25 protein-coding genes, 3 tRNA genes and 2 pseudogenes are annotated in these 25830 nt (G+C 61.9%); 22 read left to right on the top strand and 8 right to left on the bottom strand.

Annotation, left to right across the window (positions count from 1 at the left end):
• The first annotated feature begins 62 nt into the window (after positions 1-62).
• The 6 genes from C3F38_RS05180 to C3F38_RS05205 are packed head-to-tail and all read left to right on the top strand — an operon-like array spanning position 63 to position 5458.
• The gene (locus C3F38_RS05180) at positions 63-908 is read left to right on the top strand and encodes a fumarylacetoacetate hydrolase family protein (protein ID WP_055317122.1); all 846 of its coding nucleotides are present in this window, start codon (positions 63-65) and stop codon (positions 906-908) included.
• Positions 909-922: 14 nt separating this feature from the next.
• Positions 923-2200, top strand: a complete 1278-nt coding sequence (locus C3F38_RS05185) for an L-fuconate dehydratase (RefSeq protein ID WP_055317121.1) — start codon at positions 923-925, stop codon at positions 2198-2200.
• A 14-nt stretch (positions 2201-2214) separates the two neighbouring features.
• Positions 2215-3078: an amidohydrolase gene (locus C3F38_RS05190; RefSeq protein WP_055317120.1), complete on the top strand. Its 864-nt coding sequence runs from the start codon at positions 2215-2217 to the stop codon at positions 3076-3078.
• On the top strand, positions 3056-3832 hold the full coding sequence (locus tag C3F38_RS05195) for an SDR family oxidoreductase (protein WP_055317119.1): 777 nt from the start codon (positions 3056-3058) through the stop codon (positions 3830-3832). Before C3F38_RS05190 ends, C3F38_RS05195 begins: the two co-directional genes overlap by 23 nt.
• Positions 3829-4188, top strand: coding sequence for an L-rhamnose mutarotase (locus C3F38_RS05200; RefSeq protein ID WP_055317118.1), 360 nt, complete (start codon positions 3829-3831; stop codon positions 4186-4188). Before C3F38_RS05195 ends, C3F38_RS05200 begins: the two co-directional genes overlap by 4 nt.
• A 40-nt stretch (positions 4189-4228) precedes the next feature.
• Positions 4229-5458, top strand: coding sequence for a sugar MFS transporter (locus tag C3F38_RS05205; RefSeq protein WP_055317117.1), 1230 nt, complete (start codon positions 4229-4231; stop codon positions 5456-5458).
• A 1-nt stretch (position 5459) separates the two neighbouring features.
• Here the strand turns inward: C3F38_RS05205 and C3F38_RS05210 are convergent, their stop codons facing one another.
• Positions 5460-6662 carry an MFS transporter gene (locus C3F38_RS05210; RefSeq protein ID WP_047729042.1) on the bottom strand — a complete coding sequence of 401 codons (1203 nt, stop codon included), beginning with the start codon at positions 6660-6662 and terminating at the stop codon, positions 5460-5462.
• 108 nt (positions 6663-6770) lie between these two features.
• Between C3F38_RS05210 and C3F38_RS05215 the strand changes: the two genes are divergently transcribed.
• On the top strand, positions 6771-7682 hold the full coding sequence (locus tag C3F38_RS05215; protein WP_038878460.1) for a LysR family transcriptional regulator: 912 nt from the start codon (positions 6771-6773) through the stop codon (positions 7680-7682).
• A 10-nt stretch (positions 7683-7692) separates the two neighbouring features.
• Here C3F38_RS05215 and C3F38_RS05220 read toward each other — a convergent pair.
• Positions 7693-8274: pseudogene (locus C3F38_RS05220) on the bottom strand (MFS transporter); the annotation flags it as partial.
• Positions 8275-8313: 39 nt separating this feature from the next.
• Here C3F38_RS05220 and C3F38_RS05225 point away from each other — a divergent pair.
• The gene (locus C3F38_RS05225; RefSeq protein WP_341533158.1) at positions 8314-8721 is read left to right on the top strand and encodes a hypothetical protein; all 408 of its coding nucleotides are present in this window, start codon (positions 8314-8316) and stop codon (positions 8719-8721) included.
• Positions 8722-8734: 13 nt separating this feature from the next.
• Here the strand turns inward: C3F38_RS05225 and C3F38_RS05230 are convergent, their stop codons facing one another.
• A complete protein-coding gene (locus C3F38_RS05230; protein WP_038878463.1) occupies positions 8735-9820 on the bottom strand; it encodes a GGDEF domain-containing protein in 1086 nt (361 codons plus the stop codon).
• A gap of 259 nt (positions 9821-10079) precedes the next feature.
• Between C3F38_RS05230 and C3F38_RS05235 the strand changes: the two genes are divergently transcribed.
• Positions 10080-10364 (top strand): DUF1435 domain-containing protein, encoded by a 285-nt coding sequence (locus C3F38_RS05235; RefSeq protein WP_048233751.1) that lies wholly within the window; start codon positions 10080-10082, stop codon positions 10362-10364.
• Positions 10365-10452: 88 nt separating this feature from the next.
• Here the strand turns inward: C3F38_RS05235 and C3F38_RS05240 are convergent.
• From C3F38_RS05240 to C3F38_RS05255, 4 genes are all read right to left on the bottom strand, one after another.
• Positions 10453-10539 (bottom strand) — tRNA-Leu (locus C3F38_RS05240).
• A gap of 42 nt (positions 10540-10581) precedes the next feature.
• A tRNA-Leu gene (locus C3F38_RS05245) sits at positions 10582-10668 on the bottom strand.
• A 36-nt stretch (positions 10669-10704) separates the two neighbouring features.
• A tRNA-Leu gene (locus C3F38_RS05250) sits at positions 10705-10791 on the bottom strand.
• Between the two features lie 72 nt (positions 10792-10863).
• Positions 10864-11808, bottom strand: coding sequence for a LysR family transcriptional regulator (locus C3F38_RS05255; RefSeq protein ID WP_055317758.1), 945 nt, complete (start codon positions 11806-11808; stop codon positions 10864-10866).
• 118 nt (positions 11809-11926) lie between these two features.
• On the opposite strand from C3F38_RS05255, the gene C3F38_RS05260 reads away from it, so the two are divergent.
• On the top strand, positions 11927-12919 hold the full coding sequence (locus C3F38_RS05260; RefSeq protein ID WP_055312695.1) for an aldo/keto reductase: 993 nt from the start codon (positions 11927-11929) through the stop codon (positions 12917-12919).
• Positions 12920-12970: 51 nt separating this feature from the next.
• Here C3F38_RS05260 and rsmC read toward each other — a convergent pair whose 3' ends face one another.
• Positions 12971-14011: a 16S rRNA (guanine(1207)-N(2))-methyltransferase RsmC gene (gene rsmC, locus C3F38_RS05265; protein WP_038878472.1), complete on the bottom strand. Its 1041-nt coding sequence runs from the start codon at positions 14009-14011 to the stop codon at positions 12971-12973.
• A 146-nt stretch (positions 14012-14157) separates the two neighbouring features.
• On the opposite strand from rsmC, the gene C3F38_RS05270 reads away from it, so the two are divergent.
• The 12 genes and pseudogenes from C3F38_RS05270 (at position 14158) to deoB (ending at position 25762) form a co-directional block, all read left to right on the top strand.
• Entirely contained in the window at positions 14158-14595 is a 438-nt protein-coding gene (locus C3F38_RS05270) for a DNA polymerase III subunit psi (RefSeq protein WP_025305206.1), read from the top strand.
• A complete protein-coding gene (rimI, locus tag C3F38_RS05275) occupies positions 14540-14983 on the top strand; it encodes a ribosomal protein S18-alanine N-acetyltransferase (RefSeq protein WP_038878477.1) in 444 nt (147 codons plus the stop codon). Before C3F38_RS05270 ends, rimI begins: the two co-directional genes overlap by 56 nt.
• A 151-nt stretch (positions 14984-15134) precedes the next feature.
• Positions 15135-16724, top strand: coding sequence for a peptide chain release factor 3 (gene prfC / locus C3F38_RS05280; RefSeq protein ID WP_038878480.1), 1590 nt, complete (start codon positions 15135-15137; stop codon positions 16722-16724).
• 517 nt (positions 16725-17241) lie between these two features.
• The gene (gene osmY, locus C3F38_RS05285) at positions 17242-17856 is read left to right on the top strand and encodes a molecular chaperone OsmY (protein WP_038878482.1); all 615 of its coding nucleotides are present in this window, start codon (positions 17242-17244) and stop codon (positions 17854-17856) included.
• Between the two features lie 161 nt (positions 17857-18017).
• Positions 18018-18179: a DUF1328 domain-containing protein gene (locus C3F38_RS05290; protein ID WP_004857650.1), complete on the top strand. Its 162-nt coding sequence runs from the start codon at positions 18018-18020 to the stop codon at positions 18177-18179.
• A gap of 68 nt (positions 18180-18247) precedes the next feature.
• Positions 18248-18433, top strand: a complete 186-nt coding sequence (locus C3F38_RS05295) for a stress response protein (RefSeq protein ID WP_025305210.1) — start codon at positions 18248-18250, stop codon at positions 18431-18433.
• Positions 18434-18443: 10 nt separating this feature from the next.
• Positions 18444-19562 (top strand): patatin family protein, encoded by a 1119-nt coding sequence (locus C3F38_RS05300; RefSeq protein ID WP_038878484.1) that lies wholly within the window; start codon positions 18444-18446, stop codon positions 19560-19562.
• Complete coding sequence (locus C3F38_RS05305) at positions 19559-20341, top strand: TatD family hydrolase (protein ID WP_038878486.1); 783 nt, start codon at positions 19559-19561, stop codon at positions 20339-20341. The genes C3F38_RS05300 and C3F38_RS05305 overlap by 4 nt, the downstream gene beginning before the upstream one ends.
• Before the next feature lie 184 nt (positions 20342-20525).
• Complete coding sequence (locus C3F38_RS05310; RefSeq protein WP_055317173.1) at positions 20526-21803, top strand: NupC/NupG family nucleoside CNT transporter; 1278 nt, start codon at positions 20526-20528, stop codon at positions 21801-21803.
• Between the two features lie 369 nt (positions 21804-22172).
• Positions 22173-22953 (top strand): annotated as a pseudogene (gene deoC / locus C3F38_RS05315) (deoxyribose-phosphate aldolase).
• 66 nt (positions 22954-23019) lie between these two features.
• Positions 23020-24345 carry a thymidine phosphorylase gene (gene deoA / locus C3F38_RS05320; RefSeq protein ID WP_055317172.1) on the top strand — a complete coding sequence of 442 codons (1326 nt, stop codon included), beginning with the start codon at positions 23020-23022 and terminating at the stop codon, positions 24343-24345.
• A gap of 193 nt (positions 24346-24538) precedes the next feature.
• Positions 24539-25762, top strand: coding sequence for a phosphopentomutase (deoB, locus tag C3F38_RS05325; RefSeq protein WP_038878500.1), 1224 nt, complete (start codon positions 24539-24541; stop codon positions 25760-25762).
• Positions 25763-25830: the final 68 nt, after the last annotated feature.

Here is a 25830-nt window from a genome sequence, read left to right on the forward strand (position 1 = left end):
CTGCCTGCGCTCACGGCACCTGGGGGCCCATTCCTCCCGCATATTTTTTGAGAGAGGACGGCATGAAACTTTTACGTTACGGGCAACCCGGGCAAGAGCGCCCCGGCATGTTGGATACGCAAGGCCACCTGCGCGATTTGTCGCAGCATATCGCCGATGTGGGCGGCGCCGCGTTATTGCCGGCGTCGCTCGCCAAACTGCGCGCGCTGGACAGCGCCACGCTGCCGCTGGTCGAAGGGCAGCCGCGCCTCGGCGCCTGCGTCGGCGGCATCGGCAAGTTTATCTGCATCGGCCTGAACTACGCCGATCACGCAGCGGAGACCGGTGCCGCCATTCCTGAGGAACCGGTGGTGTTCAATAAATGGACCAGCGCGGTGATCGGCCCCCGCGATCGGGTGGAGATCCCGCGCGGCTCGCAGAAAACCGACTGGGAAGTGGAGCTGGGCGTGGTGATCGGCCAGGGCGGGCGCTACATCAGCGAAGCAGACGCGATGCGCCACGTCGCCGGCTACTGCGTGATCAACGACGTCTCCGAACGCGAATATCAAATTGAGCGCGGCGGCACCTGGGACAAGGGCAAAGGCTGCGACACCTTCGGGCCGATCGGCCCCTGGCTGGTGACCGCCGACGAGATCGCCGATCCGCACAGCCTGAACCTGTGGCTGGAGGTGGACGGCAAGCGCTATCAGGATGGCAACACCAGCACCATGATCTTCCGTATTCCGCAGATCGTCAGCTACCTCAGCCGCTTCATGAGCCTGCAGCCGGGCGATGTGATCTCCACTGGCACGCCGCCGGGCGTCGGGATGGGGCAGAAACCGCAGCCTATCTATCTGCGGGCGGGCCAGACGATGCGTCTGGGCATCGAAGGGCTGGGCGAACAGTGCCAGCAAACCGTACAGGCCTAACCGGGAGCGCCGCCATGACCACCATTACCGCACTGCGGGTTGAAGACATTCGTTTCCCCACCTCGTTGGGGCTGGACGGATCCGATGCCATGAATCCGGATCCCGACTATTCCGCCGCCTACGTGATCCTGGAGACCGATCGCGCGGATCTCAGCGGCCACGGGCTGACGTTCACCATCGGCCGCGGCAACGAGATCTGCTGCGCGGCGATCCGCGCGCTGGAGCATCAGATCGTCGGTGAGCGGCTGGAGACGATCGCCGCCGACATGGGCGCCTTCTGGCGGCGCTTCACCAGCGACAGCCAGCTGCGCTGGATCGGGCCGGACAAGGGGGCCATTCACCTGGCGACCGGCGCGGTGGTCAATGCGGTGTGGGATCTGTGGGCCAAATCGGTCGGCAAGCCGGTGTGGCGGCTGGTGGCGGAGATGACGCCGGAGGAACTGGTGCGCTGCATCGACTTCCGTTACATCACCGACTGCATCACGCCGCAGGAAGCGCTGGCGCTGCTGAAACAGCGGGCCGAGGGCAAAGAACGGCGCCTGGTGCGGCTGCTGCAGGAAGGCTATCCCTGCTACACCACCTCCGCCGGCTGGCTGGGGTATCCGGACGACAAGCTGCGCCGCCTGTGCCAGGAAGCGGTCGACGCCGGTTTCTCCTACCTGAAGCTGAAGGTCGGGCGCGATCTGGAAGACGACATTCGCCGGGTGCGCATCGCCCGCGAGGTGATCGGCCCGGATCGCCGGCTGATGATCGACGCCAACCAGGTGTGGGAGGTGGACGAAGCCATTCCGTGGGTGAAGCATCTGGCGTTCGCCAAACCCTGGTTTATCGAAGAGCCGACCAGCCCGGACGACGTGGAAGGCCATCGCCGCATCCGCGAAGGGGTGGCGCCGGTCAAGGTGGCCACCGGTGAGATGTGTCAGAACCGCATCATGTTCAAGCAGTTCATCATGCGCGGCGCGGTAGACGTGGTGCAGATCGACGCCTGCCGCCTCGGCGGCGTCAACGAAGTGCTGGCGGTGATGCTGATGGCGGCCAAATACCAGCTGCCGGTCTGCCCGCACGCCGGCGGCGTCGGGCTGTGCGAATACGTGCAGCACCTGTCGATGATCGACTACCTGTGCATCGCCGGCACCCACGAAGGCCGGGTGATCGAGTACGTCGATCATTTGCATGAACACTTTGTCGATCCCTGCGTGATCAACGGTGCGGCCTACATGCCGCCGAGCCGTCCCGGCTATTCGATCGAGATGCATCCGTCTTCGATCGCGCAGTATCGGTTCCGCGGGTGAGGCGGGAGGATCGCATGCCGCGCATTGACGCTCACCAGCACTACTGGCGCTATCGCCCCCAGCACTATCCGTGGATCGACGAGCGGATGAGCGTGCTGCGGCAGGATTTCGATCCGCCCCGGCTGCGGCCGCTGTTGCAGGAACAGGGGTTCGACGGCGCGCTGGCGGTGCAGGCGCGCCCGAGCGAGGACGAGACGCTGGCCCTGCTGGCGCTGGCTGAACAGTGCGAGTGCGTATGCGGCGTGGTGGGCTGGCTGGATATCGCCGCGCCGCAGCTGGCGCAGCGTCTGGAGGCCTTGCGGCCTTACGGCGCGCTGCGCGGGGTGCGCCATCAGGTGCAGGACGAAGCGGATCCGGCGGCCTGGCTGGCGCGGCCGGAGGTGGAACGCGGCATGCAAACGCTGCAGCGCGCCGGGTATGTGTACGAGATCCTGGTGACGCACCGGCATCTGGCGGCCGCGGCGGCGTTTGCCACCCGCCACGATGAGCACTGGCTGGTGTTGGATCATTTCGGCAAGCCGGACATCGCGCGCGGCGTGCGGCACTGGGCGCAGCAAATCCGGCCGCTGGCGGCGCTGCCGCACGTGGCCTGCAAGCTGTCGGGGTTGATCACCGAGGCACCGGGTGGCCGGTGGCGGGCGGAAGAACTGCTGCCGTTTTTCGACGCCGCGCTGGAGGCGTTCGGCCCGCAGCGGCTGATGTTCGGCTCCGACTGGCCGGTGTGCCTGCTGGCCGGCGACTACCGCCAGGTGGTGCAACTGTGCGAACGGGCGCTGTTGACGCTGGGGGCCGCCGAACAAGCGGCGATTTGGGGCGACACCGCCCGGCGAATTTACGGTTTAACGGAGTCTGGTTATGGATCTGTATCTGCAAGATAAGGTGGTGCTGGTCACTGGCGGTGGTGCCGGCATCGGCGCGGCGATTGCTCATGTGCTGGCCGCAGAAGGCGCGATCCCGGTGCTGGTCACTAACGCCGAGCCGGAAGCGGCGCTGCTGGCCGATTTGCAGCGGCTGCAGCCGCGCACCGAGGTGATCCTCACCGAACTGTGCGACGAGGCGGCCTGCCGCCGCGCGGTCAGCCAGACGCTGGCGGCCTTCGGCCGCATCGACGGGCTGGTGAATAACGCCGGGGTCAACGATGGCGTCGGGCTGGAGGCAGGGCGCGAAGCGTTCGTCGGCTCGCTGGAAAAGAACCTGGTGCACTACTACCTGATGGCACACCTGTGCCAGGCGGCGCTGCAGGAGAGCCGGGGCGCCATCGTCAATATCGCCTCCAAGACCGCGCTCAGCGGCCAGGGCGGCACCAGCGGTTACACTGCCGCCAAGGGCGCGGTGCTGGCGCTGACGCGTGAATGGGCGGTGTCGCTGCGCCATGACGGCGTGCGGGTGAACGCGGTGGTGCCGGCGGAGGTGATCACTCCGCAGTACCAGCGTTGGCTCAACACCTTTGCCGAGCCGCAGCGGCAGATGGAGAAAATCACCGCGCGCATTCCGCTCGGGCAGCGCATGACCACGCCGCAGGAGATCGCTGACACCGTGGCGTTTCTGCTGTCGTCGCGGTCGTCGCACACCACCGGGCAGTGGCTGTCTGTGGACGGCGGCTACCTGCATCTCGATCGGGCGCTGACGTGAGCGGCGCGGCGGCAGGGCGGCGCCGTTTCTGCCAGGCGCTCGATCTGATCGACTCACCGGCGCTGATTGCGGAGTACCAGCAGCATCATCAGCGCATCTGGCCGGGCATCGCCGCGCATTTGCGTGAGCACGGCATTCTGGACATGGAGATTTACCGGTTGGGCACCCGGCTGTTCATGGTCGTGGAGGTCAGCGCCGATTTCGACGCCGCGCGTTTTGACGCCGCCAGCCTGAACAACCCCGAAGTACAGCGATGGGAAGCGCTGATGTGGCACTACCAGGCCGCCACCCCCTGGACGCCGCAGGGCGAAAAATGGGTGGAAATGGCGCGGATATTTTCTCTGCAACAGCAATAACGCCAACATCATCATCGCCAGACGATACGAGGGTATCACCATGCTTGCTGAAAAAAGTGCGGCCTCCGCGCAGCCGGGCGTCGCCGTGACCGCCAATCTGCGCTGGGCCTTTATCCTGGTCACCAGCCTGTTCTTCATGTGGGGGCTGTCCTATGGCCTGCTGGACGTATTAAACAAACATTTTCAGGAGACGTTGCACGTTACCAAGGCGCAGTCGGGTTTGTTGCAGGCGGCCTATTTCGGCGCCTATTTCCTGGTGGCGCTGCCCGCCGGGTACTTTATGGACCGCAAGGGCTATAAGGCGGGCATTCTGGTCGGGCTGTGCCTGTATGCGCTGGGGGCGCTGCTGTTCGTGCCGGCGGCGTCGGCCAACAGCTTCGGCGTGTTCCTGTTCGCGCTGTTCGTTATCGCCAGCGGTTTGGGCTGCCTGGAAACGGCCGCCAACCCGTACGCCACGGTGTTGGGCGACGTGCAGGGCGCCGAACGGCGGCTCAACCTGGCCCAGTCGTTCAACGGCCTCGGGCAGTTTATCGGCCCGTTGATCGGCGGCACGCTGTTCTTCTCTGCCAGCCAGTCCGCCGGCGGCGGCGATCAGAGCGCGGTGAAGATGACCTATGTGGCGATCGCCGTGCTGGTGCTGCTGATCGCGCTGTTGTTCAGCCGCACCCGGCTGCCGGCGATCCGCGAAGAGGAAAAACCGGTGCATGGCATGATAGCGCAGGGATTGTGGCAGCATCCGCATTTCGTCGGCGGGGTTATCACGCAGTTCTTCTACGTGGCGGCGCAGGTGGGCGTAGGGGCGTTTTTCATCAACTACGCCACCGAGCACTGGCGCGAGGTGTCTAACCAGAGCGCCTCTTACCTGCTGTCGATCGCCATGATCTGCTTTATGGTCGGGCGCTTCTTCAGCACCTGGTTGATGGGGCGAGTCAAGCCGGCGACGCTGCTGGCGGCCTATGCGCTGATCAACATCGCGCTGTGCGGCGTGGTGATGCTGAGCGTTGACGGGGTGTCGGTGGTGGCGCTGATCGCGGTGTTCTTCTTTATGTCGATCATGTTCCCGACCATTTTCGCCCTGGGGGTGAAAAACCTCGGTAAACACACCAAGCGCGCCAGTTCCTTTATGATCATGGCGATCGTCGGCGGCGCCATCATGCCGTACTTTATGGGGGCGCTGGCTGACCGTTACAGCACCGCGCTCTCTTATCTGCTGCCGCTGCTGTGCTTCGCGGTGGTGCTGGTCTATGGCCTGCGGCAGCGCCGCGCCTGATTCAACCCGGCGGCGAATCGGCCTTCGCCGCCGTTGTCAGCGCCTGTGGGCGGGTTCGCATCAGGATCGCCAACGCCAGCAGCAGCACGATGCCGGACAGCACGCCGTTTATCGTCAAGCCTCCGGCGTCCACCACCAGCCCGCCCGCCAGTGAACCGCAGGAAATCGCCAGATTAAACAGCGCGATATACAGCGAAGAGGCGACCTCGACCGCATCGGGGGCCGCCTTGAGCATCCATGCCATCAGCGAAACGGAAACGCCGCCGTAGGCGATGCCCCACAGCAGGAGGAAGGCGCTGCCGCTCAGCGGCGCGTGGCCCAGCAGCGGCAGCAGCAGGACGGCGAGCGCCAGCCCGAGGGCGATCAGCGCCAGGGTGCGGCGCAGCCGTTTGGCCGCGGCCTGGCCGGCGATGAAATTCCCGACGATACCGGCGGCGCCGTAGGCGAACAGCAGCGGCCCCACCCAGCGGCCCTCGATGCCGGCGACCGTCTGCAGCAGCGGGCGGACAAAGGTGTAGGCCATAAAGTGGCCGGCGACCAGCAGAAACGTCAGCAGCAGCCCGAGGAGCAGCCGGCGATTCGCACGCTGCGCGGTGAATAAACGCCAGCTCACCGTCTGCGTGACCGGCAGCGGCGGCAGCACGCACAGCAGCAGGAGCAGGGTCAGCGCCGCGAGGACGGCGACGGCCAGAAACGCCATGCGCCAGCCCAGCGCTTCGCCGAGGAATACCCCGAGCGGCACGCCGAACACCGAGGCTGCCGCTACGCCGCTGAAGATGACGGACAGCGCCAATCCTACGGAAGTCGGCGGCACCAGACGTTCCGCCAACCCACCTGCGATGGCCCAGATACCGCCGATGCAAAAGCCCAGCAGGATGCGCGCAGTGAACAGCAGCGCCATGGAGGTGGCGGCGGCGGCCAGCAGGTTGGCGGCGATCAGCAGCAGCAGAAAGGCGATCAGCAGGCTGCGGCGATCCGTGCGCCGGGCACCCAGCACCACCAGCGGGGCGAACAGCGCGGCAAACAGGGCGGGCAGGGAAACCAGTAATCCGGCGCGGCCGATCGTCGCATTCAGGGTACTGACGATCGGAGTCAGCAGCCCGACGGGCAGCATTTCTGCCGTGACGACGGTAAAGGTGGACAGGGCGATAGCGAAAGTCGCCAGCCAGGGTTTTGCGCCGCCGCCGGCGTGTAAGGCACTCATAATGACTCTCCCAACCGATGAAGAGCCTCAGTGTATCCGCGCCAAAATGGCTGATAAACTGGTCTGAATGCGCAACATTGGGGACATATCGTGGCTAATTTACCGTCTATGCCGTTGGATAACCTGACCGACCTGCTGGTGTTCATTCGCGTCGCCGACGCCTGCAGCTTCACGCTGGCGGCCGAGAGGCTGGGCATTTCCCGATCGGCGGCGGGCAAATGCGTGAACCGGTTGGAGGAGCGATTGGCCACCCGGCTGCTGCAGCGCACCACGCGCAGCGTCAGCCTGACCGAAGACGGCGCGGTGTTTTACGAGTATGCGCAGCGCATCCTGTCGCAGGCCGAAGAGGCGGAAACGGCGCTGAATACGCGGCGGCAAACGCCGCGCGGGCGGCTGCGGCTGGATCTGCCGGTCTCGTTGGGGCGATTGCATATCCTGCCGATTCTGCGGGAGTTTTTGGCGCAGTGGCCGGAGGTGGACGCCGACGTCAGCTTCTCCGATGAGTACAGCGATCTGGTGCGCGACGGCATCGACGTGGCTGTCCGCGTCGGCGGCAGCGACGACAGCCGGCTGGTGCGGCGGGTGCTCGCGCCGCATCGCCTGATCACCTGCGCGGCGCCGGATTATCTGGCGCGGCACGGTACGCCTGCAAAACCGGAGGCGCTGGGCGAGCACGAGACGCTGGTCTTCAGCCATCAGGGGCTGCCGGCGCCCTGGCGCTATTTGGTCAACGGCCAACTGCACGAACAGCCGGTGCGCGGCCGGATGCGTTTCAACAACGTCGAGGCCTTGCGGGATGCGGCCGTCGCCGGGGCCGGCCTGTGCCAGGTGGGGGCGTTTCTGGTCGGCGAGCAGATTGCGGCCGGCACGCTGGTGCCGGTGCTGGAGCGCTATTGTCGCCCGGGGCCGCCGATCTGCGCCGTCTATCCCAGCCGACGCCATCTCTCCCCCAAGGTGAAACTGTTCCTGGCGGCGATCGAACGGCGCTGGCAGGGCAGGGCGATTTGGGAAACCGCTTAGCGCGGGCGATTCACGCCCCTTTCAAGGCCAGCGTTCGCCGCATTAAGCGGTAGCCGCCTGCCGCCACCAGCAGCACGATCAGCCCGGCGGTGAGCGTGACGCTGAAGCCGGCCGTTATCCCTATGGCATCGATCGCCAGGCCCGCCAATGCGGCGCCGAGCGCCACGCCTATCCCCAGGCCGGTGACCATCCAGGTCAACCCCTCCGTCAGTCTGGCGGGCGGCACGATGTTTTCAACCAGCCCCATGGCAACGATCATGGTCGGCGCAAAAAACAATCCGGCGACAAACATCGCCGCCGCCAGCGTCAAGACATTGTGCACCCACAGCAGCGGCAGGGTGGTGAAGGCGGTGGCGAATGCCGCGTATAAGAACAGACGAGGCAAGGGGACGGGGATCTTAATTGCGCCGAAAATCAGCCCGGCCAGGCAGGAGCCGAACGCGTAAACCGACAGCACGATGCTGGCGGCGGCCGGCTGCCCTTGCTGCTCGGCGAAGGCCACGCTGATAACGTCCACGGTGCCGACGATGGTACCCAGAGCGATCAGCGCCAGCACCAGGATCTGCATCGACGGCATGGCCAGGATGGCGCGCACCACTTTGGCGACAAGAAAGGTTTATTTTTGGCCGTCGTGCAAGAAATTGACGCCGAGATGGACGCGCGTCTGGCGGCAATTTCCGCCAGCGCGCCCGATGAGTGGGGCGCTTTCGCCGGGCGCTGTCGCGCCTATCTGGCGATGACGATTGAACCGCAAGTGCAGCGCATTTTATTGCGTGACTCACCTTCCGTATTGGGGGCGGAACATCTTCAGGCCAGCAGGTTGCAATGTATCGCCTCCATGACGAATATGCTGCAAAAGTTGATGGAACAGCGGACTATCGCGACGACCGCACCTGAGGTATTGGCGCATTTAATCAATGGCGGCCTGATGGATGCCGCGCTTTGGATCGCGAATCAGCAGGATGAGAAGACTGCGTTGGAGCAGGCATTGGCCGGTTTGACGCTGTTGCTGAACGGCTTGCGGCCAACGGCCGCTTAACCGGACAGGGTATTTATTCCTGCGGCTGCAGCAGGGCGGGCTGGACGTTTTGTGCCAGCTGGATATTGTTGCGGCCGCTGTGCTTTGCCAGATAGAGCGCGGCGTCGGCCGCGCCGATCGCCGATTCGACGTCCAGCTTTTCCAGCGCGGAGATGCCGGCGCTGAGCGTCAGCGTGCCGCTGTGCTGCGGGCTGGCGCCGTGTGGGATGTTCAGTTCCGCCACCCGTTGGCGCACCCGCTCGGCCAGCTGCGCCGCGTAGCCTTCGTGCACGTTGGTCAGCAGCACCAAAAACTCTTCCCCGCCGTAGCGCACCACGATGTCGCGCGAACGCACCGCATCGCGGATGGCGACCGCCACCTGCACCAACGCCCGATCGCCCATGGCGTGGCCGTAGCTGTCGTTATAGACCTTGAAGTGGTCGATATCCAGCAACAGCACGTAATGGTGGCCGGTTTGCGGTTCCAGCAGCATCGTGATCTTATTCTCCAGCCCGCGCCGGTTATAAAGGCCGGTCAGAGGATCGATCATGCTCAAATTATTGAATTTATCTCGCTCGTTATACAGGTTGGCCACCAGCGCGTGAGTAAAGATTTCACTGCGTTTCAACATCAGGTGGTGGATGGAGAAAGCGATAATAGGTAATAGCGTGGTGAATAATATCCGCAGGGTATTATGCATGCCGTCTAAAGCCAGGATTACCATTGCGGAAGGCACGGCGTGTAAACAAAAGGCGGTAAAGTTATCCGTCAGAGAAATAGCGCTGATAAAAAAGATGCTAAACAAACTAATTAATAAAAAATCTTGGTTATTCGGTAGGCAATATTGACTTTTAACGTAAGTATGGGCGGCCCACAGCAGACCGAGCACGCCGGCGAACAGGTTGAGTTTGCACAAGTATTTGCGTGGCGTTTGCAGGGACAATAGCGCCGCTACCAGACAAAATAGCGGTATACATAATAAAGGTAGGGTAAATGCGGGCGTATCCCTAAAAGGGAGCAATAATGTAAATACGGAAGAGGCGGCATTCATTATCAGAAAAAGAAATAATGCCAGGCGCTGCTTGCTGTTCAGTAATTCCTGATAAGAACGGGCGTTCATACGGAGGTCACTCTTTGCAAAGTCGTTCTGTCGAATAATTAAGGTTGAGAAGCATTCCTTTGGCGCGAATATCCACTTGAATTGCATGGTTGAGGATTGTGATTATTATCATGCAAACAGGACTAGGAATTTTCTTATGTCAAATTATCATTTTTTCATGCTGGTGTCATCTGGGTTTGGTCAGCGCAGTGAAAATGATGCGGCGGCCAAAAAAGTGTTATATGATATTGGTTATCATTATCACTTAAAGGGAGTTATCATGCTCACCGCCATGATTGCCGCGTGTGGACTGTGGGGCGTCAGCTGGTGCCTCGGCGATCGCTTGGCCAGCGCCTGGGGGGTTTTGCTGCCGTGCGCGCTGATGCCGCTGCTGGCCTTGATCGATCTGAATATGATGCAGCTGCGCACCCTGATTGTGATAGCGATGCTGGCCACGCTGGTGATGCTGTTCAACAGCCGGCTGCGTCACTATCTTCTGCTGCCTTCCTGCATGGCGCTGGCGGGCGGCCTGGCGGCAATCAGCCTGAACTTCAGCTTCGCGTAAACGCCGGAAACGGCAAAACCACGCTTAGGCGTGTTTATCATCAATGCGTTGGGATTTTTTCGAAGGAACTACCGGAGAGATCATCAATTGGTGCGAAGAGAGGGACTTGAACCCTCACGTCCGTAAGGACACTAACACCTGAAGCTAGCGCGTCTACCAATTCCGCCACCTTCGCACAGTCGATGTTGTTGCTTTGATTTATATTACGTCGCCAGCGTGGTGCGAAGAGAGGGACTTGAACCCTCACGTCCGTAAGAACACTAACACCTGAAGCTAGCGCGTCTACCAATTCCGCCACCTTCGCATCGATGCTGAGTGCAATATAAATCATGTGGTTATTTGGTGCGAAGAGAGGGACTTGAACCCTCACGTCCGTAAGGACACTAACACCTGAAGCTAGCGCGTCTACCAATTCCGCCACCTTCGCGTACCAGAAACATTACCGGAGTAACGTTACCACGGAGGCGAATTCTAGAGATTTTGGCGGGCACGTCAACAGTTATTTCCCCGCTTTGCGGGCGTTTGCTGGAAAAACAGCCATATCACCGCTTTTCTGCTGGTCAAACAGCCAAATCAGCCAATCAATCAACACTCTGACCCGCGGCGCCAGGAAACGGCCGGGCGGATACATGATGTAAATCGGCATCGGCGGAGGCGGCGTTTCCGCCAGCACTTCCACCAGTTCGCCCTGTTCCAGCCAAGGGGCAAGCGAATAGCGCGCCGCCTGAATCAACCCCATGCCGGCACGTGCGCCGGCGATGTAAGCGTCGGCGCCGCTGACGCTCAGCCGGGCGGGGAGTTCGCGCAGTTCCAGCTTGCCGCCGCGGCAGAACTCCAGCGGGTAATCGCGGTTGCTGGCCAGGGAAAAATACCCCACCGCGCGGTGGGGCGCCAGGCTATCGATGTCGAGCGGCGTGCCGTGGGCCTGCAGATAAGCGGGGGAAGCGCAGGTGATCTGCGGCAGCTGGGCGATGCGCCGCGCCACCAGGCTGTCGTCTTCGGTTTCCCAGGCGCGCAGCACGCAGTCCACGCCTTCGCGCAGCAGATCGACGTGGGTGTCGTTGGCACCCAGCGCCAGCGTGATGTCGGGATAGCGCCGGTAGAAGTCGTCCAGCGCCGGAATGACGATCTGGCGCGCCAGCGAATGGGGCATATCGATGCGCACCTTGCCGGACGGCTGCAGCTTATGGTGGCTGAACAGCGTGTCCGCCTCCTCCAGTGCGCCCAGCAACTGCACGCAGCGTTGATAGTAGAGACTGCCTTCGCTGGTCACCTGCACCTGGCGAGTGGTGCGGATCAGCAGGCGCACGCCCAGCCGCTGTTCCAGCCGTTTCAGCGCGTTGCTGACCGTGGCGCGCGGCAGCTGCAGGCGTTCGGCCGCCCGGCTGAAGCTGCCCAGTTCGACGATGCGGGTAAAAATGCGCATGGCTTGAACCTGATCCATGTCCACTCCGTATTGTTGGTGATTTTTGAACAGTGATGTGCAATCTGCATTATTTATCTTTGTCGCGTAAACAACCAGACTTTGCTGCGTTATCCATTCACCGCATGAGGGCAGCACAATGCAACAACGTAAACTCGGTTCCCACGGCCCCGTCGTCTCCGCCCTGGGTTTGGGATGCATGGGCATGAGCGACTTCTACTCCACCGGCGCCGATCGGCAGGAAGCCATCGCTACGCTGCACCGGGCGCTGGAGCTGGGCGTCACGCTGCTCGACACCGCCGACATGTATGGCCCGCACACCAACGAAGAGTTGGTGGGGGAAGCGATCAAGGGCAAGCGGCAACAGGTGTTCCTGGCCACCAAGTTCGGCATCCTGCGCGATCCGGCGGATCCTTCGGCGCGCGGCGTCAGCAGCCGGCCCGAGTATATCCGGCGCTCCGTCGAGGGCAGCCTGCGGCGCTTGGGCGTGGAGGAGATCGATCTTTATTATCAGCACCGGGTCGATCCGCAGGTGCCGATCGAGGACGTCGTCGGCACGATGGCGGATCTGATCCGCGAAGGCAAGATCCGCCATATCGGCCTGAGCGAGGCGTCGGTCGCCACGCTGGAGCGGGCGCACAAGGTACATCCGATCACCGCGCTGCAGACCGAGTATTCGCTGTGGACGCGCGATGCCGAGCAGGGCGTGCTGGCGGCCTGTGAGCGCCTGGGCATCGGCTTTGTGCCTTACAGTCCGTTAGGGCGCGGTTTCCTTACCGGCGCTATCCGGCGGCCGGAGGATCTGGCCGAGGACGATTTCCGCCGCGGCAACCCGCGCTTCCAGGGGGAAAACTTCACCCGCAACCTGGCGCTGGTGGAGAAGGTGGGGGAGCTGGCGGCGCAGAAGGGTGTCAAACCTTCGCAGCTGGCGCTGGCCTGGGTATTGGCGCAGGGGAAACACATCGTGCCGATCCCCGGCACCAAGCGCCGTCGTTACCTGGAAGAGAACGTCGCGGCGGCGGAGATAACGCTGAGCGCGGCTGAGCTGGCGGCGATTGAAGCGGTGTTCCCGCTGAGTGCGGCGGCCGGCGATCGCTACGGCGCGGAGTCGATGACCTACATCAACGGTTAAAAAAAAGCGCGGCCTGCAGGCCGCGCTCTGTCGTTTTCCGCCAACGGCGAATTATTTCTTCTTCGGCGCGCGCGGCGGACGGCCGACGGTCGCCTGGTATACCTTGAAGCGGCCGTTCTGCGCCAGCACTTCGTGGCTGCCGAAGGTGGCGTCCAGAATGTCCGGGTATGGCAGGAAGGCGTTGGCGACAATGCGCAGTTGGCCGCCGATCGGCAGGTGCTTCACCGCGCCGCGGATCAGGGTTTCGGCGGCGGTCAGGCTGGTCTGCAGCCCGTCGTGGAACGGCGGGTTGGAGATGATCATGTCGAAACGGCCAGTGATGTCGGAGTAAACGTTGCTGACGATCACTTCCCCTTCGATGCCGTTGGCGGCCAGCGTCGCGCGACTGGATTCCACCGCGGCGGCGTTGACGTCGCTGAGGGTCAGTTTCACCTTCGGCGACAGCTTGGACATTACCGAGGCCATGACGCCGGCGCCGCAGCCGATGTCCAGCACCTTGCCTTTCATGTGTTTTTCCAGCGTAGACAGCAGCAGCGAGCTGCCGACGTCCAGGCCGTCGCGGCTGAACACGCCCGGCAGCGTTTTCACTTCCAGATCGTGCAGCTGATAGCTGTCCCACCAGTCGTTCAGGTCGAACTCGGTCTGCGCGTCCAGGCGGCCGTGATACAGGCCGCAGCGGCGCGCGCTGTCGATTTTCACCAGCGTGACGTGGCCTTCCAGCGTTGGCTCGGCGCTGCGCACGCCGCTGCGGTTTTCACCGACCACGAACACGTCTACGCCCACCGGCAGCAGCGCCAGGATGTTGCACAGCTGGAATTGCGCTTCCTGCTTGCTCTTCGGCCAGTAGTAAACCAGCGTGTCGCAGTTGGCGACGAAAGCGGGATCGACGGTCAAACCGAACTGCACGTTATCGCCCATCGTCCGGTTCAGTAACTGCCAGTGATGGTATTGCTGAGTGTGGACGCGCACGTCCGCGGCCTCGAATTGGGCCGGCAGGCTGTCCTGCAGGTCGCCGGCAAACAGCACGCGGCGTTCGATAAATTCATCACTGTGGCGCAGCATGACTTCACTGGCGGGGGTTAATGCAGACATCAGATATTGGCTCCTGGAAATGAGACCGGGGATTATAGAGCTTTGTGGCGATATGTTCGACGGGTTTGTTGGCGCGGGGTGCGCGGGTTTGTTAGCATAGCGCGGCGCATGGCAGGCATGGCGCACCACAACGGGTAGGAATCGGCATGGCATCAAAACGCGACTGGCTGTTACAACAACTGGGTATTACGCAGTGGACATTGCGCCGCCCGAGCGTGTTGCAGGGCGAAGTGGCGGTCAGTCTGCCGCCCGAGACGCGCCTGCTGGTGGTGGCGCAGACGCTGCCCGCGCCCGACGATCCGCTGTTTTGCGACGTGCTGCGTAGCCTGGGGCTGACGCCGGCGCAAACCTACAGCCTGACGCCGGAACAGGTGGCGATGCTGCCTGAAGAGACCGCATGCAACAGTTGGCGGCTGGGCGTGACGGAACCGCTCGCGGTCGCCGGCGCGCAGCTACACAGCCCGGCGCTGGCCGAGCTTTCCCAAGACGCGGGGGCCAAACGTGCCCTCTGGCAGCAGATTTGTCATCATGAACACGATTTCTACCCTGACGGCGGCCGACCTGGCCACGGCCTTCAACATTGAGCAAGCCAGCCACGCTTTCCCCTGGACGGAAACCACCTTTGCCAGCAATCAGGGCGATCGCTACCTTAACCTGAAGCTGAGCGCCGATGGGGAGATGGCGGGGTTTGCCATCACGCAGATCGTGCTGGACGAAGCTACGCTGTTCAACATCGCCATTCATCCGCAGCACCAGCGCCGGGGCTTTGGCCGCCTGCTGCTCAACGCGGTGATTGAACAGCTGGAGAGCCGTGGCGTGGTGACGCTGTGGCTGGAGGTGCGCGCCTCCAACCAGGCGGCGATAGCACTGTATGAAGATCTCGGTTTCAACGAGGTCACCGTGCGCCGCAATTATTACCCGAGCGCCCACGGCCGCGAAGACGCGATCGTGATGGCGCTGCCGCTGGGGTAATCCGCCCGGCCGGTAAAAGCATTGATTGTCACCGATTGGCAAATCGGCGAAAATGCCCGGCCGTTATCTTTTATTCACCGCTTTGCCCGGCGCCGCGATCGGCGCGTTCTGATGATGTCGCAGGGCGGACTAACCGTAGAACCTGAAAACCATGTCTCCTAGTGAATTTGCCCGCGAAGTCTCCAAAAGAAGAACTTTCGCCATCATCTCGCACCCCGATGCCGGTAAAACCACCATTACCGAAAAAGTGCTGCTCTTCGGACAGGCGATCCAGACTGCCGGTACGGTAAAAGGCCGTGGCTCCAGCCAGCACGCCAAATCCGACTGGATGGAAATGGAAAAGCAGCGTGGGATCTCGATCACCACCTCCGTGATGCAGTTCCCGTACCGCGACAGCCTGGTTAACCTGCTGGATACCCCGGGGCACGAAGACTTCTCCGAAGATACTTACCGTACCCTGACCGCCGTCGACTGCTGTCTGATGGTGATCGACGCCGCCAAGGGCGTTGAGGATCGTACCCGTAAGCTGATGGAAGTCACCCGTCTGCGCGACACGCCGATCCTGACCTTCATGAACAAACTGGACCGCGACATCCGCGATCCGATGGAAGTGATGGATGAAGTCGAGCGCGAACTGAAGATCGCCTGCTCGCCTATCACCTGGCCGATCGGCTGCGGTAAGCTGTTCAAGGGTGTTTACCACCTGTACAAGGATGAAACCTACCTGTATCAGACCGGTAAAGGCCACACCATCCAGGAAGTGCGCATCGTCAAAGGCCTGGACAACCCGGAGCTGGATGCGGCGGTGGGTGAAGATCTGGCGGCGCAGCTGCGCGATGAGCTGGAGCTGGTGCAAGGCGCTTCCCACGAGTTCGATCAGGAGGCTTTCCTGAGCGGCGAGCTGACCCCGGTGTTCTTCGGTACCGCACTCGGTAACTTCGGCGTGGATCACATGCTGGACGGTCTGGTGGCCTGGGCGCCGGCGCCGATGCCGCGCAAAACCGACACCCGCGAAGTGACGGCGGCGGAAGAGAAATTCACCGGCTTCGTTTTCAAGATCCAGGCCAACATGGATCCGAAACACCGCGACCGTGTGGCCTTCATGCGCGTGGTGTCCGGCCGCTACGAGAAGGGCATGAAGCTGCGCCAGGTGCGCACCGGCAAAGACGTGGTGATCTCCGACGCGCTGACCTTTATGGCCGGCGACCGTTCGCACGTGGAAGAAGCCTACCCGGGCGACATCATCGGCCTGCACAACCACGGCACCATTCAGATCGGCGATACCTTCACCCAGGGTGAAGACATGAAGTTCACCGGTATTCCGAACTTCGCGCCGGAGCTGTTCCGTCGCATTCGCCTGCGCGATCCGCTGAAGCAGAAACAGCTGCTGAAGGGGCTGGTGCAGCTGTCTGAAGAGGGCGCAGTACAGGTGTTCCGTCCGATCGCCAACAACGATCTGATCGTCGGCGCGGTCGGGGTGCTGCAGTTCGACGTGGTGGTGGCGCGTTTGAAGAGCGAGTACAACGTGGAAGCGCTGTACGAATCGGTCAACGTGTCGACCGCGCGCTGGGTCGAGTGCGACGACGTGAAGAAGTTCGAAGAGTTCAAGCGCAAGAACGAGATCAACCTGGCGCTGGACGGCGGGGACAACCTGTCCTACATCGCGCCGACCATGGTGAACCTCAACCTGACGCAGGAACGCTATCCTGACGTGACCTTCCGCAAAACCCGCGAACACTGATCGCTCGGCAGGGCGCCCAGTGCGCCCTGCACGCTTCTCCTATCCTCACTGCGCTAATTAATAAATCTTCCTCATATTTTATCCTGCGAACCGCTATCGCCAGGCGATGTTCGTTCGGCCTGCGTTTTCCGTCTGATGGTCTATCTTTAACGAGATGTCCGCACATTGCTTGAGAGTAAATCACTGTAATACGCTGTTTGTTTGGTGAGTTATTCTGATGTGTTGCCGATAGGAGACAGTCAGTATCTTTAAATATCAATGATATAGCTATATTTCAGTTTTATGTAACTTAGCCTGTCGCCAATAGGCGACAGTTTTTTGGCTAAAAATTCGACTTCTGAATTTTTTTCTTTGATTTTTAAGGTGTTTTTTGAGTTGGCACGGCCGTTGCAATACTCCTGTCGTGAACGCTTAATCGTATAGCGATGATGAAGTATTTACCGAGAAGGCCGCGTGAAGGTGGCCGCAGGGTTCCGGCGCTCTGGCGTCGAGAGCCCCCAACAAAAGGAAGAGATCGATGAAAAAGACCAAATTTGCACACTCGCTGATGGCTGTCGTATTGGGTTCTGTTTTGGTAAGCGGCAGTGCGCTGGCTGAAGACAGTCTGCTCAACAAGGCGTCTAACGCCGCGGATAGTGCCGGTGCCAAAATCGATAGCTCCATGAAAAAAGTTGACGGTTACATGGATGACAGCGCGATAACGGCTAAAGTTAAAAGTGCGTTGGTGGAAGATAAGACCATCAAAAGTTCTGACATTTCGGTGAAAACCGAAAAAGGCACCGTGATCCTGAGCGGGTTCGTCGGCAGCCAGGCGCAGGCGGAGCATGCGGTCGCGGTCGCCGGTAAGGTGGAAGGCGTCAAGACCGTCAGCGACAAGCTGCATGTGAAAGATGAAGCCAACCAGTCGATCAAATCGTATGCCGGCGACACCGCCACCACCAGCGAGCTGAAAGCCAAGCTGTTGGCCGATGACATCGTGCCGTCGCGCAATGTGAAAGTGGAAACCACCGATGGCGTGGTGCAGCTTTCCGGTGAGGTGAAAACGCAGGCGCAGTCTGAACGTGCGGAAAGCATCGCCAAGGCCATCGACGGCGTGAAAAGCGTGAAAAACGACCTGGTGGTCAAGCAGTAACCCCCGCCAGGCGCCCGTAACAAGCAACAACAAGCCGCATCTGCCGGGCCGTGAAGGCGGTCCGGCATGTACCACCAAAAAAAGAAACTGATTTGCCGCCGACGTCCCGTTGTCGGGGCGGTAGGCAGCAGCGAATTTTTCACAATGGTAAGGAGAAGCTTATGTTTCGTTGGGGCATTATCTTTTTAGTTATCGCGCTTATCGCTGCGGCGTTAGGGTTCGGTTCGTTGGCGGGTACTGCTGCCTGGGCGGCTAAAATCGTGTTCGTCGTCGGTATCATCCTGTTCCTGGTCAGCCTGTTCACCGGCCGTCGGCGCCCTTAGCCGGCCGGCATTTTCCCGTAAACTGTAACAAAGCTTAACTCCTTTTCTCACGTCGGGGAGGGCCGGCCATGAACAGCGACATCATCGTCGGGCGCTGGAAACAGCTGAAAGGCCAGGTATGGCAGGCGTGGGCCGAATGGTCCGGCAGCGATTGCGCCTGGCTGGCCGGCAGCAACGATTTCCTCGCCGGCGTACTGCAAGAGGATTACGGAAGAGAGCGAGACGCGGTATCCTCGGAGAAAACGTCTCACTGAGGATGTCAAGTTGGGATACAGAATACCCATCACGCTCGGCAATATAGAACCGCTGGCGTCTAAACCCTTTCGGCCAGGTAAGATGGCGCTGGTCTGCGAAGGCGGCGGCCAGCGCGGCATTTTCACCGCCGGCGTACTGGACGAGTTTCAGCGCGCGAGCTTTAACCCTTTCGATCTGCTGATCGGCACGTCGGCCGGCGCCCAGAATCTGTCCGCCTATATCTGCGGGCAGGTGGGATACGCGCGTCGGGTGATTACCCGTTACACCACCTCGGCCCAGTTCTTCAATCCGCTGCGCTTCGTGCGCGGCGGGCATCTGATCGATCTCGATTGGCTGGTCGATACGGCGGCGGCGCAGATGCCGTTGGCGATGGACGTGGCGGAACAGCACTTTACCGACGGGCGCGAGTTCCTGCTGTGCGCCTGCCGCAGCGATGACTTTGAGCCGACCTACCTGCCGGCGCAGCGCGAACGCTGGCTGCCGGCCATCAAGGCGTCCAGCGCCATTCCCGGCTTCTACCGTCAGGGCGTGGAGTTGGACGGCGTCAGCTATCAGGACGGCGGCATCAGCGATGCGATCCCGGTGGAAGAGGCCTATCGTCGCGGCGCCGACACCATCGTAGTGATCCGCACCGTGCCTTCGCAAATGTACTACACCCCGCAGTGGATGAAGCGTATGGAGCATTGGCTGAGCGACAGCAGCCTGCAACAGATGGTGCGCATCCTGCAGCATCACGAGCAAAGCTATCACCGCATCCAGCGCTTTATCGAAAAGCCGCCGGGCAAGCTGCGCATCTTCGAGATCTTCCCACCGAAGCCGCTGGCCAGCAATGCGCTGGGCAGCCGATTGGGGGCGCTCAATCAGGATTATCACCTGGGGCGCCGCTGCGGCCGCTACTTCCTGGCCACCGTCGGCCAGTGGATGGCGCAGCAGGAGCCCGACGGCATGAAGGTGCGAAAAGCGCTGTCGCGCCGCCTGATCCAGCCGGAGAACGTCAGAATGCCTTCGCCGATCGTGACCGACATCGCCATGCCCACCGAGCGGGCGGCGCAGCCGGAGGCCGCGGTAGCGGCGCCGAAAATCATCCTGCCGGGCGATCTGCCGCCGGGTGAAGGGGGCGCGCTGTGAGTTACGCCTTTACCGATACTCACTGCCATTTCGATTTTCCGCCCTTTACCGGGCATGAGGCCGAGAGCCTGACGCGGGCGGCAAGCGCCGGCGTGCAGCGCATCATCGTCCCGACGGTCACCGCCGATCGCTTTGCCCGGGTGCTGCGGCTGGCGCAGGATCACGCGCCGCTGTTCGCCGCGCTGGGACTGCACCCGCTGTATATCGCGCAGCATCATGAGCCGCAGTTGGACCAGCTGGCGACGCTGCTGGCCGAACGGCCGCGCAAGCTGGTGGCGGTGGGGGAGATCGGACTCGATCTGTATATGGACAACCCGCAGTTCGAGCGCCAGCAAAGCGTGCTGCAGGCCCAGCTGAAGCTGGCGAAACAGCATGACCTGCCGGTGATCCTCCATTCGCGTCGCACCCACGATCAGCTGGCCGCGGCGCTGCGGCGCATGCAGTTGCCGCGTCGCGGCGTGGTGCACGGCTTCGCCGGCAGCCTGTCGCAGGCGCAGGCCTTTATCCGCCTCGGCTATTACATCGGCGTGGGCGGCACCATCACCTATGAGCGGGCGCAGAAAACGCGCGGCGTGATGGCGCAGTTGCCGCTCGAGGCGCTGCTGCTGGAGACCGATGCGCCGGACATGCCGCTGGCCGGCTATCAGGGGCAGCCGAATCGCCCCGAACGCGCCGCCGAGGTGTTTCAAACGCTGTGCGAGCTGCGGCCGGAACCGGCCGACGAGATCGCCGCCCACCTGCAACGCAATACTCAGGCACTGTTCGCCATGCCGGATTGATGGGGTTATAACGTGACCTGCGTCACGTTATAAGATTTTCATTTGCGTCTCGTTGTATACATTTGTGACATAAATCGGTGCGAGGGTGACCTCGCTCAGTATAATCCCCCCCGAAACACTCCAATAGCAGACCTCTCTTCATGAGCAGGGATGTACTTTATTTTTTGCAACAGGGAAACTTTGCATGCAACTCATCATGAGTCTGGTCGGTATGGCGGTGCTGATCGCCATTGCGGTGCTGCTCTCCAGCAACCGCCGGGCCATTAAACTGCGCACCGTCGTGTGGGCGTTCATCATCCAGATCGGCATCGGCGCGCTGGTGCTGTACGTGCCGCTGGGCCGCAGCATCCTCGGCAGTATGTCTAACGGCGTGGCAAACGTTATCGCCTACGGCAATCAGGGCATTTCGTTCATTTTCGGCGGGCTGGTGTCCGACAAGATGTTCGAGGTGTTCGGCGGCGGCGGCTTCGTATTCGCGCTGCGCGTTCTGCCGGTGATCGTGTTCTTCTCCTCGCTGATTGCGGTGCTGTACTACCTCGGCATCATGCAGTTGGTGATCCGCGTTCTGGGCGGCGGCCTGCACAAGCTGCTGGGCACCTCGCGCACTGAATCGCTGTCGGCGACCGCCAACATTTTCGTTGGCCAGACCGAAGCGCCGCTGGTGGTGCGTCCGTATATCGCCACCATGAGCCAGTCAGAGCTGTTCGCCGTGATGTGCGGCGGCCTGGCCTCGGTAGCCGGTTCGGTGCTGGCAGGGTACGCGCAGATGGGCGTGCCGCTGGAATACCTGATCGCCGCGTCCTTCATGGCCGCGCCGGGCGGGCTGCTGTTCGCCAAGCTGATGGTGCCGGAAACCGAGCAGACCCACGATAAAGACGATGCGATGAAGCTGATCGCCGAAGAAGATCGTCCGGCCAACGTGATCGACGCGGCGGCTTCCGGCGCGGCTTCCGGCATGCAGTTGGCGCTGAACGTCGGTGCGATGCTGCTGGCGTTTATCGCGCTGATCGCCTTGCTTAACGGTATTCTCGGCGGTATCGGCGTCTGGTTCGATTATCCGCAGCTGTCGCTTGAACTGATCCTCGGCTGGGTGTTCTCGCCGATCGCCTTCCTGATCGGCGTGCCGTGGAGCGAGGCGATGACCGCCGGTTCGTTTATCGGCCAGAAAATCATCGTCAACGAGTTCGTTGCCTACATGAACTTCGGCGCCTATCTGCGTCCGGACGACGTGGTGGCGGCGGAAGGCCTGCAGGTGCTGTCGGCCCACACCAAGGCGATCATCTCCTTCGCGCTGTGCGGCTTCGCCAACCTCTCCTCGGTGGCGATCCTGCTGGGCGGTCTGGGCAGCATGGCGCCCAACCGTCGCCACGACATCGCGCGTTTCGGTCTGAAGGCCGTGGCGGCGGGCACGCTGTCCAACCTGATGAGCGCCACCATCGCTGGTTTCTTCCTGGCGCTGTAAGCCATCCCGGAGCCCGCGACGGCGCGACCGATCGCGGGACTCCGCCTATACTCTAGCAACGCGGGTGCTTGCCGCACCCGCGATCTTCAGCCGCTTCTTTAGCGAATTTGTGAACGATATCGCGTTATTTTGTGATGCTCTTCACATATAATTCCGGTCTGTTACAGTGCTATTTCATATAGTGTGACGATGAACGCGAATCGCCCTCGGCATCCGTGTTCAAATAGCTATTACTGGCCGGCCGCAAGGCGGGTGGCCATGTGCGGTGAGAAGGATCTCAGTTGCCGCCGCGGGAACGCCGTTCCCCTGCGCTATCTTCATGGAACCAAGTCCGCTCGCCAACACCCAGGTACTCAGTTGGAGAGTTTTATGACCGAATTAACCGCAGCAGCGCAACGTGCGCTGAACCTGATGGATTTAACCACGCTGAATGATGATGACACCGACGAGAAAGTGATCGCCCTCTGTCGTCAGGCCAACAGCCCGGCCGGCCACACGGCGGCCATCTGCATTTACCCGCGTTTTATCCCGGTAGCGCGCAAGGCGCTGCGTGAGCAAGGCACGCCGGATATCCGTATCGCCACCGTGACCAACTTCCCGCATGGCAACGACGATATCGACATCGCGCTGGCGGAAACCCGCGCGGCCATCGCCTATGGCGCGGATGAAGTGGACGTGGTGTTCCCTTACCGCGCGCTGATCGCCGGCAACGAACAGGTCGGCTTCGAGCTGGTGAAACAGTGCAAGCAGGCTTGTCAGGCGGCCAACGTGCTGCTGAAAGTGATCATCGAAACCGGTGAGCTGAAGCAGGCCGACCTGATCCGCAAGGCGTCCGAGATCGCCATCAAGGCCGGGGGCGGACTTTATCAAGACCTCCACCGGCAAGGTGCCGGTCAACGCCACGCTGGAAAGCGCCGAGCTGATGATGTCGGTGATCCGCGATCTGGGCGTGGCGAAGACGGTGGGCTTCAAGCCGGCCGGCGGCGTGCGCACCGCAGAGGATGCGCTGCATTATCTGCAACTTGCCGATCGTATTCTGGGCGAAGGCTGGGCCGACGCGCGGCATTTCCGCTTTGGCGCTTCCAGCCTGCTGGCCAGCTTGCTGACCGCACTGGGCCACCAGACCCAGACCGCCGGCGGCGGCTACTGATCGATTTCGTTGGCGGGCGCCAGGCGCGCCCGTCTGCACCGACTCTCGGCGACACAGGGGGATACCTTGTTCCTGGCTCAAGAAATTATTCGTAAAAAACGCGACGGCCAACCGTTAAGCGAAGCGGAAATCCGCTTTTTCATCAACGGCATTCGCGACAACGTGGTGTCGGAAGGGCAGATCGCCGCGCTGGCGATGACCATTTATTTCCATGACATGAGCATGCCGGAGCGCGTGGCGCTCACCATGGCGATGCGCGATTCCGGCACCGTGCTGGATTGGAAGAGTCTGGCGCTGAACGGCCCGATCGTCGACAAGCATTCGACCGGCGGCGTGGGTGACGTGACCTCGCTGATGCTTGGCCCGATGGTGGCGGCCTGCGGCGGCTATGTGCCGATGATCTCCGGCCGCGGCCTGGGGCATACCGGCGGCACGCTGGACAAGCTGGAAGCTATTCCGGGCTTCAATATTTTCCCGGACGATAACGCCTTCCGCAAAATCATTCAGGATGTCGGCGTGGCGATCATCGGCCAGACAAGCTCGCTGGCACCGGCGGACAAACGTTTCTACGCCACCCGCGACATTACCGCTACCGTGGATTCGATCCCGCTGATCACCGCCTCCATTCTGGCCAAGAAGCTGGCGGAAGGGCTGGATGCGCTGGTGATGGACGTGAAGGTCGGCTCCGGCGCCTTTATGCCGACCTATGCGCTGTCGCAAGACTTGGCGCAGGCGATCGTCGGCGTGGCCAATGGCGCGGGCTGCAAGACCACCGCGCTGCTGACCGACATGAACCAGGTGCTGGCCTCCAGCGCCGGCAACGCGGTGGAAGTGCGCGAAGCGGTGCGCTTCCTGACCGGCGAATACCGTAACCCGCGCCTGCTGGAAGTGACGCTGGCGCTGTGCGTGGAAATGCTGCTGTCCGGCGGCCTGGCGCAAGACGAGGCCGACGCGCGCGCCAAACTGCAGGCGGTGCTGGACAACGGCAAGGCGGCGGAGGTGTTTGGCCGCATGGTGGCGGCGCAGCAGGGGCCGATAGACTTCGTCGAACGCTACGATAGCTATCTGCCGGCGGCAACGCTGAGCAAGCCGGTGTATGCTGAAAAGCCGGGCATCATCAGCGCCATGGATACCCGCGCGCTGGGCATGACGGTGGTTTCGCTGGGCGGCGGCCGTCGCCGGGCGAGCGACGCCATCGACTACAGCGTTGGCCTGACCGAGGTGGCGCGCCTGGGCGATAAAGTGGATGCCCAGCAGCCGTTGGCGATGATCCACGCCAACGATGAAGAGAGCTGGCAGCAGGCGGCCGATGCGGTGCGCAGCGCAATGACGCTGAGCGACAAGGCGCCGGAGGCGACGCCGGTGGTGTATAAGCGCATCACTCAAGCGTGATGACCCTCGTCTTTCAAGCCGTAGCGTTGTTGGCTGCACGCGTGCACCCCAGTCACTTACTTGAGTAAGCTCCTGGGGATACACGCGCTAGCCGCCTAGCTACAACTTGAAATCCATTGGGTATAAATTTAGAGAATAAGGGCGATTGCAGTTTTGCGGTCGCAATAGCGTGAGAACACGCAGGAGAGCACAGATGAAACGCACATTTATTATGGTATTGGACTCCTTCGGCATCGGCGCCAGCGAAGACGCCGAACGTTTTGGCGACCAGGGTTCCGACACCCTGGGCCACATCGCCGAGGTTTGCGCGCGCGGTGAGGCCAACGTGGGCCGCCAGGGGCCGCTGACGCTGCCTAACCTGAGCCGTCTGGGCCTCGGTAAAGCGGCGGAAGAGTCCACCGGCAACTTCCCGCAGGGGCTGGACCGCAACGCCGACATCATCGGCGCTTACGCTTACGCCAGCGAGCTCTCTTCCGGTAAAGACACGCCGTCGGGCCACTGGGAAATCGCCGGCGTGCCGGTGCTGTTCGACTGGGGCTACTTCACGGACGAGCACAACAGCTTCCCGCAGGCACTGCTGGACAAGCTGGTCGAGCGCGCCAAGCTGCCGGGTTACCTGGGCAACTGCCACTCGTCCGGCACCGTGATCCTCGATCAGCTGGGCGAAGAGCACATGAAAACCGGCAAGCCGATTTTCTACACCTCCGCCGACTCAGTGTTCCAGATCGCCTGCCATGAAGAAACCTTCGGCCTGGATCGCCTGTATGAGCTGTGCGAAATCGCGCGTGAAGAGTTGACCGAAGGCGGGTACAACATCGGCCGCGTGATCGCGCGTCCGTTCATCGGCGATAAGCCGGGCCACTTCCAGCGCACCGGTAACCGCCACGATCTGGCGGTAGAGCCGCCGGCACCGACCGTGCTGAAAAAGCTGGTGGACGAGAAGGGCGGTGAAGTGGTGTCGATCGGTAAAATCGCCGACATCTACGCCAACGTCGGCATCACCAAGAAGGTGAAGGCGACCGGCATCGACGCGCTGTTCGACGCGACCCTGATCGAAATGGAAAAGGCCGGCGACAACACCATCGTGTTCACCAACTTCGTGGACTTCGACTCCTCCTATGGCCACCGCCGCGACGTGGCGGGCTACGCCGCCGCGCTGGAGCTGTTCGACCGCCGCCTGCCGGAGCTGCTGAAGCTGGTGAAAGACGAAGACATCATCATCTTCACCGCCGACCACGGCTGCGACCCGACCTGGCCGGGCACTGACCACACCCGCGAGCACATCCCGGTGCTGGTTTACGGCCCGAAAGTGAAGCCGGGCTCGCTGGGCCACCGCGAGACCTTTGCCGACATCGGCCAGACCGTCGCCAATTACTTTGGCCTGTCGCCGATGGATTACGGTAAGAGCATGTTCTAAGCCCTGTCTTTCAAGCCGCAGCGTTGTTAGCTTCATGCGTGAACCCCAGTCACTTACTCAAGTAAGCT

This window comes from Serratia sp. SSNIH1 (assembly GCF_002935055.1).
GTDB lineage: Bacteria > Pseudomonadota > Gammaproteobacteria > Enterobacterales > Enterobacteriaceae > Serratia > Serratia nevei.